Consider the following 9862-nt stretch of genomic DNA (forward strand, 5'->3'; position numbering starts at 1 on the left):
CCCTTCCACCCCTTCGACGTCCTCGGTAAAACTGACGGGCGAAAGCGAGGAATACTTCGAGTCTTTGCAAGTGGTTACGGCAATTGCACCAAGGTAGGGCGCAAGCACGGTAACAAGCTTGTAAGGTGTAGCTAAAATCATGTGAAAGCCGAATACCTGGAAGATGTCCATTGCGATGCGCGCAAAAGCGGGGTCTGCCTTGTCGAAGGCTTCGTCGAGCACCACTGTTCCGAAGCGAGGCGCGGGTTGATTCTCGTCGGCAAGCTGATAGCGCAAAGCGGCGGCAAGGCAAAAAATGACCAGTTTTTGTTTTTGACCGCCCGAGAGCCCCGTGTCGGAGCTGTGCACGTTTACCACGTTGCCGTCGGTGTCAATTTCATTGGCGATAAAACTGACGTGCTGACGGGTGTCAAGACAGGATTTGCGCCAGGTGACATCGGCGTATTCGCTCGATTTCAGGCGTTTGATAACGTCGTTCGTCTTGTTGAATCGTTTCTCTGCTGCGGCGATGTCGCTCTCGTCCCACGTGCCCCGCGTAATTTCCTTCAAGTTGTCTAAGAACTCAAGTACCTGGGCGCTTTTCGCATCTTTGGCTTTGATTTGTAAATGGGTGGTGGGACTGTACTTTGAAAGGCTTAATGAACTGTTGACGGGTATCAACTTGTCCTGCACTTCGCGGAAGGCATGGCGAATAGTCGAAGCGATTACCGTTATTTGGTCTTGCCCGAAGTCATGCAACACGTGAAGGAACCGCTGCTCGTAGTCGGGCAGTCCCGTTGCCTTGATTTGATGGTACATGGCGAGGTAGGCGTCGATATCGTCAAAGGTGGTGGTTAAATCGGCGCTTTCGAGCGGCCATCGTTGATGGTAGTCGTGCTCGATGCGCTCGGCGGCGTTGCGCGTTTTCTGCTCTTCACTTTGCGCTTGCACTCGCTTGGTGTAAAGATGCGATTGCACTTCGGTGCTTGTTTGGTACACTTCCTGCACGGAGCGATCGAAAGTTTTGCTGATCTTCTGAAACAGGTTGCGCAGCCGGTTGGTTTCGTCGGAAGTTGGCGCTTCGAACTTCTGCATGCGCTCCGTTTGTTGGGCGGCCTGTTGTGCTAAGACGGCAAGATCGTGGGCGTTTCGTTCTGTTTCAAGCTGGGCTTTGTTCGCGGCGGCATCGGCGGCCTCGCTGCGTTGGCGAGCATCGTCCCTCAACGCCATGGCTTCTTCAAGTTTGGTATTGCCTCTGCTTAATTGCTCGTAGAAGGCCTTTGCTTTGCGATATTCCTCCTCGACGCTTGCGATATCGTAGTTGCTCCAGTCGCTTTCGTCGAGTTGGGTTTTGGCGCGCTGCAGATCGCGGGCCCGTTGGGTTTTTTCGGAAAGAGCCTGTGCGGTTTTGCGGGCTTCCGTCAGCTGCTTCTGCAACGTTTCGAGCTGCAGGGAGAACTGTTCGATTTTGCCGTCGTTGTCATAGCCCAGCACCCAGCGGGTTCGGTCGTCAAGCGGGTGACGGTCGTCTTTCACGTAGCGATTGTCTCGCTTGATCTGTCCTGCGATAGTCAGAGCGAAACGGTGGTTGCTTAAGTCGTCGGGAGAGTCGACGCAGGCGTAATCGTACCTTTCGCGCAAATGGCGGCTGGTCCAATGTGAGAATTCCGGGTGCTTTGCGTGCTGCTTGACAGAAAGGCGGTTTACCAGCGACAACTGTCCAAATGAGCGCTTGGGCACCTCGACCTCTGAGGGTACCGAGATAAACTCCAGGCGTGTCCCTAGGTGATGGGATTCGACGTAGCGGGATACGGCGGGTATGTTGCGTGATGAGACGAGCAGTGTTTTTGCGCCGTTTTCCAAGAGCCGCTCGATCGCCCCGCGCCACGAATCGTATTCGGGCTTAACGCTTACCAACTCTCCGACGAAGGGAAGGTTCGTCGCGTCGATTCCCAAGTGAAGCGCGATGGCTTCTCGTACGCGGTTCAGTTTTTGCGGGATGTTGGTTTGCCTTTGCCGCAGATAGCGCAGTTCTTCTTGAACGCTTTCGATGCGCCCTTGTAAATCAGGGACACGTCCATAGCTGCGATAGTGGTCGTCTTGGTTGGCATCTTGTTCCGCTTGCGCTTCGGTGGCTTTGCTGCCAAGGGTGCGGCGCAGCTCCTGCCACTCGGCATAGGTGCGGGGCAGCCCCTCTATCTGGGCGCACCGCAAGTCAACAAGGAGGCGCTCGCGGTTGATGTGTACTTGATCGTGTTGCTTTTCGTAGGTAAGCAACTGGGATTCGGCAAGGTCGAGCGCTCCGCCACCCGCTTCTCCCAAAGCGCGCTGTGCCTGGTCGAGCGCTTGATGGGCGAATTGCTGTTCGGCGCGTGTGGAATTGAGGGCTTCTTGCAGCTGATCACCTTTGCTTAAAAGAACGGCGCGTTCGCGTTCGGTCACCTCAAAGGCAAGCTGCGCTGTACAGCCCGAAAGACAGTCGGTCAGCCGTTTCGTTTCTGCAGCACGATCAGCAGCCTGAGCATTTCGTTTCTCGATTTCCACCAACGGCTCAAGGTGGCGCATTTGCTCTCGCTGGCTTACGACGCCGGCATGGGCTTGGGAAAGAGCGGTGAACTGCTCAACCGCGTCCTCGGCCTGATCGAAGGTTTTTGGCCGGTCGAGCATGAAGTTGCGGAACAGTTCGTCAAGCGAGCCGAAGTTTTTTGCCGCCTGGGTTTTGTGAAGCAGCTCAAGCGTTTTGGGCCCAGAAATTCCCAGCTGGCGACAGAATGCCGTTTCGAAGGCGCTGTGCTCGCGAAAAACTTGGGTACCCGTCGGGCATGCGGCTTTCAGCCGTTTCGAGTCGATGCCGTTTACGGCAAAGGCCTCGAATTCCGGCAGAGCGACCGTGCCGCGAATGACGGCGAACGCCTGGCTAAGGCCTTCGGTTGAATTGCTGCCCGCTTTTAGATTGAACAAAGCAAGCAGGTTGACTGGCTCGTTGGGGCGCGCTTGTGGCGAAGAACTCTGCGCAGGTGATTTGTCGCTTGTCTCAAGACCGTTTTCGTAGCGCAGCATGATTCCGCTCCACGTTGCAGTGCGGGGGCGCAAAAAACTGCTCGCGATTTCACCGCTGCTGTTTTCCTCGTGCTTGTAGGCTCCGCGGATGTAGCTTGGCGGCGTGCGGTCTTCTCCTTTGCTCGACCCGCTGCGTGCCGCAGCGTTGAGATGCCGGTTGCGCGGAGGAGTGAGCACCATGGTTATCGCATCGAGCAGTGACGATTTGCCCGATCCTGAGGCACCGGTGATGAGAAGGCCTTTGCGGTGAATGTCCAGGGAGTGATATCCGCAAAACGTGCCCCAATTGGCTACCTCGACACGTGCGAGCCGCCATTGGCCGAGATGTCCTTCGGCAAGCAGGGGGTCTTCGGGCCATTCGTCAGTGAGGAAACCGAATCCCAATTGTTCAGTGGGAGCAGATTCGAATTCGTTCATAGGTCGCCCTCGTTTTCTGCTTCTTCGGAGCGTTGGTCGTCCACCAAGAGCTCGCTGTCGTGCGGATGTCCTTTGGCGGCATCTTCGAGCAGTTCGTCGAAGGCTGCGTTGACGGCTTCGGCATCCTCGACGCTGAAAATAAGCTTGAGCACCGGGGATACCTCAAAGCGCTCGGGCGTGTCGGTTTTGAGCAGCATGCCGTTGATGACGAGTTTGTTCCATGAACTGTCGAGCTTTTTGCGAAAAGCCGCTTCGTCGATTTTTGCCAGGGGGCGATACTGCGCAAGGGTGCCGTAAGTTTCCTCGCGGCCGACAAACGTGCGCCCAACGCTTCCCACCAGCTCGCGGCGAAGCATAAGCACGAGGATGGTGTCGATAAGGGTGAGTGGTTGCGATCGAACGGCTTTGGGGATGCGCGTATCGGGCGCAGGCGCATTCTGCGCAAAAGCGATGCCGTCGTCCTCTTTAACGACGAGGACAAGAAACAGGTCGGCCAATCGCGAGGCAATGAGGGGACGGTCGTTGAGCAGAGCCCGCCACAGGTCTTTGTTGGCATCGGCGGTGATCATGGGTCCGCGCACAAGTTGAAGCAGGGCTCGTCGGGCATCGAGCTCAAGCGTGCCGAGATCCCCGGGCCACAGGCCGACGTTCTCGTCGATATCTTCTTCGGGAAGGGTGGGGGACTGTTCGTCAAAGGGGGCGGTCATGCGTGCACCTTTCTATTGAATGCGAGGTGGGGTATGGTCGCGCGAAACGTCCGCCCGTTGTCATCGATCCAGGGAACCGTCTCGCTTCCCTCGCGTTGCTGCCCCTGCTCGATCCCAAGAACCACCAGGCCGACGATGCTGGCGATACCTTGGGTTGGAGGGAATGCGGTCAAGATATCCTTGACTGTTGCCCCCAGTGAGCTGCGGAAGGCTTCTCCGCCTACGTGCACTTCGAGGCTGCTTAAGCAATCGTTGACGTTTTGCGCCAGCTCGAAGAAATCGATTTCCGTTTCTCGCGCAATTTCTCGCAGCTGTTCGAAAGTTATTTCCTCTGATTCTGAAACGACGACGTCGCTGAGGGGGGCGGCTTGGTTTTCAGCGGGATTCTTGAGCTTCCAGCGGGAGACCGGAGCTATTTGAACGGAGGTAAGGTTAAGCTCGTCGCGCAGGGGATAGGTGGATGGGTAGTATTCGACCATGCGATGGGCTCGTCCCAAAGCGCGGTCGATATGCTTTTTTAGGGCGCGCTCTTGCCGGTAATTCTGACTTTGCACGAAACGCCGCAGCCCGTGGGCGAACGACGTCATCACCCCGTTTACCTCTTGGCTCTGATCGATGAAAACCTGCATGAGACCCCGAAGAAATCGTCGGTCTTCGGGACCGAGCTTTACTGCGAAATCGCATTCCAGAATGGAATCGATGTCGTCTTGCAAAGTCTCGGAGAGGTCGGCGTTGCGCAGGAGCGAGTAAAAGCCTTTGAACGATTGCCCCGAGGCCGTTTGCGCTATTTCGTCAACGCCGTCGAAAATATCGGCAAGTATCTCTTTGTGGCCCTCGTCGTAGTTGATGATGGTGTCGTAGAGGGAGCGATTGATCTGCTCGAAGTCGTTGCGCACGTGAACGAAGTCGACAGGAATTTCGCGTGCGAGGTTGACGATATCACGCGCTTTCTCAAGGGCCTTTTCTTCGTCGATCACTTCGAATTGGCCCTGGTCGAGTAGGTTGATCTGGGCATCGAGGCGAGCGCGCTCTTCAAGCAGGGCCTGCCGGCGATGCTCTTCGTTGTCGTCGGTTGCCAGTGCTAGGCTGCTAATTTGGTCGATGATCAGCCCGAGGCGCGATTGCGTTGCGGTGCGATGCGGCTGCATGAGGCGTTTGGCGTACTGGATAGCGGCAAGGGCTCCGCTGGAAAGCTCGTAGGTTTCCTGACGCGATTGCGGTACGGATCGTCTGATGAGGTATCCGTCAGCGCGCCATCGTTCGCAGTATGCTTGTGCGGATCGCCTGACTTCGATGGAGGTGCGAAAACGAGCATCCTCAAGGTCGATGTCGACAAGGCTGATGAATTCGGGGACCGCGATGCGGCGGACGTCACCGGTAAAATGAGCGTCGAGTATGGCGATGACAAGGGGCGCTCGTTTTGAACGGAGGAGCTTCCAGGCGATGCTTTCATCTTTGAGCCGTTGGAGGTGAAGGGCGGTCGATGTTGCCGACAAACTGAAACTCCCTTCTTACAGAAGGTGCGAGCGATAATGATGTGCTTTCTAGTTCGGGAATTATGATAGCAGAGTATCGGGTAGCGCATTTGGCAACTTGCACGTAATCGTAGTTAGATTAGTACACGAGTCGATGCATCGAATGTTGTTATGGAGGTGAAACATCTCGTCAATTATGTTCGCGGTACCGAAGAAATCACTGTCACTAAGAACAGGCGTTTCTCCGGAGTACAGCTTTGAGTACTTGTAGAGGTTGCGGGTGTCGCTGCCCGGCTCCTAGGTAAGTTTATATCGGGCCGCGCGGCCTTGCTTATCGGCAGAAACCAATAAACCTTTGTCGACAAGCTCTTTGATTCGCCGGTATGCTGTTGCGGTCGACACTCCCAGCACGAAAGAGGCTTCCGAGGTGGAGATAGATCCCTTTGAACGTACGACGCTCAATAAAGATTCCAGGTCTTTACCCATCTTGTTCTCTAGCGTGATAGATGCGGATGCGAGAACAGATCCAATAGCGAGCACTTGCTTTTTCTTCATCGTCACAACAAATAGAGAGAGGCTATCCTCTGGTTCTGCGGGGTCCATTCCTTGTCCCCTGAGGGCTGCTTGAATCTGTGCAAACCCAGTTCCTTTATTTTCTACAACGAAGCCTTTTTCAGGATATCCCTCAGGATATGGGGTGCTTTCCAAGATGCGTGATAGATATTGATTCCTACTGGACGACGCGCCGTAGGTACCGATATTGTCAACAGTTACCGTGCCGTAAAGGCCACCAGGGTTCACCACTTCAATACGATCGGCGAACATATTCACCTGAACTTGAGAAGCAAGACCCTCGGGAGAGTAATCGCGGTGCATGAGCGCATTGGCCACGGCCTCGCGTATGGCAACTTCAGGGTATTCGGAGACATCGCGGCGAGAGCCACCTTCAACGTAGGAAGCCACCCTCATGTTTCTACGAACCGCCGCAAGGGTCTCCGCCACCATAACGGGGACGGGGCCTATCACCGTCCTCGAATCCAAGAAGCGCGCGCCATCTTTCGCCAGTTCTTCCTTCGAGGTACCGGGAAATACTGCAAACGTTACATTTCCGCGCGGAAAATGCTTTTGGGGATGGCGGCCCAATGCCATGAGGCCGGCCAAGGTCGGCTTCGACTCACTGTTCTTACCCTTGCCCGTCACCCCCATGGTGAGCAACGCATCGTCATCGGAAAGCCCCGCGAAGACACGTGGCGAAGCGGCACGTTCCCGCTTGAGGAATCCATCTACCAGCTCAGGATCAAGCTCGGATGTTTCCGCTTCCTCGATTACGCGGGCGTCGTATCGTGGCTGCTGACGCTCTTCGATGAGACGATCTACTTCGTATCGTGAAAGTCTCCTGTCGCCTTCGCCCGCTCTAACGAAGGACCCGTCGTAAGGTCCGCGAGCTTTTACGTAGCAAGGTTTTTGGTATGGCTCGGTTTCGGGGATGCTGGCAACGACGACCAGCGCGCCTTCGAATTCTTCGATGCGAACGCTGGCGCGTATGGGAGGTTCCATCTTGTCAGCGCAAGCCTGCGACAACGCTTCGGATATCTTTTTGGCATTGAAGTCGACTGCCGGAGCGAGGCCATCTTTCTCCGACAACCCACACACCACCGTACCGCCAGAGCGGTTTGCGAAAGCGGATAAGGTTTCAACAACATCTTTCGACAATCCCCTTGCCGCCGTCTTAACTTCGACGTCCGCTGTATCGCTATCGATCTTTCTGGCGAGATTCACAAACTCGTTTATGTCGAACTTTTCGATGCTCACAATGTCTCCTTCAAAAGGATTCTTTTTGGTTGCATCATAGCTTATTCCCATCAGAATCACCTCACGAATCCCATCATGTGAATTGATTTTTTTACAATAATCACGTCATCATGATGGGATTAGCGTAGTTTGATTTGGTTATGATGGGTAAAGTGATGGGATTAGGAAAGAGTCTTGGAGGCCTTGCGAACCCCGATTGCGGGTGGTTGCTAGTAGCTGTCGCCTAATTGGGGCTTAACATTGTCAACACTAGTGTATGCCGGGGTACACGGCTCCGGTGGCGGGTGCGGGTGTGTCGTCGGCGGGATCCGGCGGAATCACGCCGAACGCGGTTAGCAATCCGTGGAGGTCGGTGCCTTTGAGTTTCTCGATGCCCTTGTGCAGGGCAAGTTTCTCGAGAGGGTTCATTTCCATGGCAGTGATGGGCTTGTCGTCAAGCTGGCTTTCGGGTGTGAAAAACAGGGTCATGATCTCCAGGCAGGCCTTGTCGGACAAGTTGAATTTGTTTTCGAGATTGGCATCCTCGCCTTGGTTGAGCGTCGCACGGCATAAGGAGTAATTGGGGTCGCGTTTGTTCAGCTGGTAGTAGTAATCAAGCACGCTCATGCTCTCGTCTTCGATAGAGGGGATGGACCGGAACAGATCCCACATCACTTCGAAGTGGTTGTCCATCTCGCGTCCGCCGCGCATGGTGAAGCCGATCTGGGGATAATCCCATCCGTCGCAGGCACCGCCCGGCTCGGCATCGCGCTCGAACAAGTGAACACGTGAGCCGTCCATCTGGGCGTCCCTCACCAGATAGCATGCAGCCGACAAGCCTGCCAATCCCGTGCCGATGAGGTAGGCCGATTTGTTCTCGATGCCCTCCGGCTTTGCCGGGTGGGCAAATGCCTCGTAATTTCCGCTGGAGTAGTACACAGGCTTTCCAATCTCTCGACGTGATGATACGGCCCCCATTGTGATACGGGGTGCGCGTGGGCGAAGGGCAGGTACCGAGATGATGAAGTATTGTATGGAGGGGGTAATGCGCCAGCCGTGCTATTGCGGATGCCGTGATAGCATTTATATGCTCTTCGAGCGCATGGTGAATTGCCGCTTGACTTAGAGTGTGCTCCAGGAACTAGCATAGGAGCTATTCGAGAAAGGACTAGTATCGTGACATGCACTTACACCGACATACCCAAACTCGGCTTTGGCTTTATGCGGCTGCCTGAATATGAGTGCGACGGCGAGAAAGTTATCGACATCGAGCGGGTCAAGGGCATGGTGGATGCGTTCATGGACGCCGGCTTCACCTATTTCGACACGGCACGCGGTTACCATGGCGGCAAGTCGGAGGCGGCGCTGCGCGAGGCGGTGGTCGAGCGTTATCCGCGCGAGTCGTTCCAGGTTGCAACGAAGCTGCCGGCATGGATGGCGAAAAGCGCCGACCACGCGCGCGCAATGTTCGACAAGTCGCTCTCGCAGACGGGGGCGGGCTACTTCGATTTTTTCTTGCTGCATAACCTGGGCGAGGACCGCACGAAGCTCTTCGACGACTGGGGCTTGTGGGATTTCCTGGCCGAGAAGAAAGAGGCTGGCCTTATCCGCAACCTGGGCTTTTCCATCCATGACAAGGCCGATGCGCTCGAAGAGGTGCTGGCGGCTCATCCTGCTGTCGACTTCGTGCAGCTGCAGGTCAACTACGCCGATTGGGAGAGCGAGACCATCGAGTCGCGTAAGTGCTACGAGGTCGCGCGTGCCCATGGTCTGCCGGTGATCGTGATGGAGCCTGTCAAGGGCGGCTCGCTGGTGAAGCTGCCCGATGCCGCCGTGGACGTGCTCTACGGGGTGAATCCCGAGGCCTCGCTTGCATCGTGGGCGCTGCGCTTTGCCGCATCGCTGCCAGGCGTGCTCACGGTGCTCTCGGGTATGTCCACGCTAGAGCAGGTGCGTGAGAATGTGCGTGCCTTGGCTGTGCCCGAGCCGTTGTCGGACGTGGAGGCCAACGCGCTCGTTCAAGTGCGCGCCATTCTGAACGGCATTCCCACCGTGCCCTGCACTGATTGCCGTTACTGCTTGAAGTCGTGTCCGCAGGATGTGCGCATTCCAACGGCCCTGGCTTCGCTGAACATCCTCGCGCTTTACGGAGACGAGCACCGAGCCCAGGAGAACTACGATTGGAACGCTTCGGATGGACCGGCTTCCAGCTGTATTGCCTGCGGCATATGCGAGGGAGTGTGCCCCCAGCATATCGCCATCGTAGACGAGCTTGCGCGTGCCGCCGAGCTGTTCGAGGGGGATGCGCGATGAGCGAGCTGTTTGCCGATCGGATGCCGGGGCAGATGGAAACGGGTGCCGGACAAGATAGGGGGGTTGAGGCGCTTGAGGCCTACTTCGCACGTACGCCGCGGTTTGCGGTGGCGTTCTCGG

At 56.1% G+C, this 9862-nt stretch carries 6 protein-coding genes; 1 reads left to right on the top strand and 5 read right to left on the bottom strand.

What is annotated here, in order from left to right; translation table 11 throughout:
• The 5 genes from RR842_RS08215 to RR842_RS08235 all read right to left on the bottom strand — a co-directional run.
• Positions 1–3456 (bottom strand): SbcC/MukB-like Walker B domain-containing protein (locus RR842_RS08215; protein WP_332729438.1); only part of this gene is annotated, 3456 nt, incomplete at its 3' end.
• The gene (locus tag RR842_RS08220) at positions 3453–4163 is read right to left on the bottom strand and encodes a DUF4194 domain-containing protein (protein ID WP_332518515.1); all 711 of its coding nucleotides are present in this window, start codon (positions 4161–4163) and stop codon (positions 3453–3455) included. The genes RR842_RS08220 and RR842_RS08215, both read right to left, overlap by 4 nt.
• Positions 4160–5659 carry a DUF3375 domain-containing protein gene (locus RR842_RS08225; protein ID WP_332514312.1) on the bottom strand — a complete coding sequence of 500 codons (1500 nt, stop codon included), beginning with the start codon at positions 5657–5659 and terminating at the stop codon, positions 4160–4162. Before RR842_RS08225 ends, RR842_RS08220 begins: the two co-directional genes overlap by 4 nt.
• A gap of 276 nt (positions 5660–5935) precedes the next feature.
• Positions 5936–7450: an ATP-binding protein gene (locus RR842_RS08230; protein ID WP_332729439.1), complete on the bottom strand. Its 1515-nt coding sequence runs from the start codon at positions 7448–7450 to the stop codon at positions 5936–5938.
• 249 nt (positions 7451–7699) lie between these two features.
• Positions 7700–8368 (bottom strand): oleate hydratase, encoded by a 669-nt coding sequence (locus RR842_RS08235; protein ID WP_332729440.1) that lies wholly within the window; start codon positions 8366–8368, stop codon positions 7700–7702.
• A gap of 237 nt (positions 8369–8605) precedes the next feature.
• On the opposite strand from RR842_RS08235, the gene RR842_RS08240 reads away from it, so the two are divergent.
• Positions 8606–9742: an aldo/keto reductase gene (locus RR842_RS08240; protein WP_332722758.1), complete on the top strand. Its 1137-nt coding sequence runs from the start codon at positions 8606–8608 to the stop codon at positions 9740–9742.
• Positions 9743–9862 lie beyond the last annotated feature (120 nt).

Source organism: Gordonibacter sp. (assembly GCF_036667095.1).
Classification (GTDB): Bacteria; Actinomycetota; Coriobacteriia; order Coriobacteriales; family Eggerthellaceae; genus Gordonibacter.